Source organism: Lysobacter sp. Root916 (assembly GCF_001429785.1).
In the GTDB taxonomy this organism is placed as follows: Bacteria; Pseudomonadota; Gammaproteobacteria; order Xanthomonadales; family Xanthomonadaceae; genus Lysobacter.
Genome location: NZ_LMJF01000011.1, coordinates 1 through 206, shown reverse-complemented (window position 1 = coordinate 206; position 206 = coordinate 1). Strand labels below are relative to the sequence as shown.

The following is a 206-nucleotide window of genomic DNA, read 5'->3' as shown; positions in this document are numbered from 1 at the left end:
AGCGTCACGTTGCCCGTGTTCGTCACCGTGAACGTGTACGGGATCGTGCTGCCCGCCGTCGCACCCGTAGGCGCACCGGCGACCTTATCGATCGTCAGCCTCGGATCCGGCGCCAGCGGCGTCGTCGTCGTGTCCGGCGGACTCGTCACAGGCGGCTGGCCGCCCGGCGGGGTGCCGGTCGCCGTCGCGCTGTTGTTCGACGTACC

Annotated in this window: 1 protein-coding gene; it reads left to right on the top strand. The window is 70.9% G+C overall.

The annotated features are described in order from the left end of the window. Window positions 1-9: 9 nt before the first annotated feature. Window positions 10-206: hypothetical protein (locus ASE35_RS21940; RefSeq protein WP_235570029.1), on the top strand; the 197-nt coding region annotated here is incomplete at its 3' end.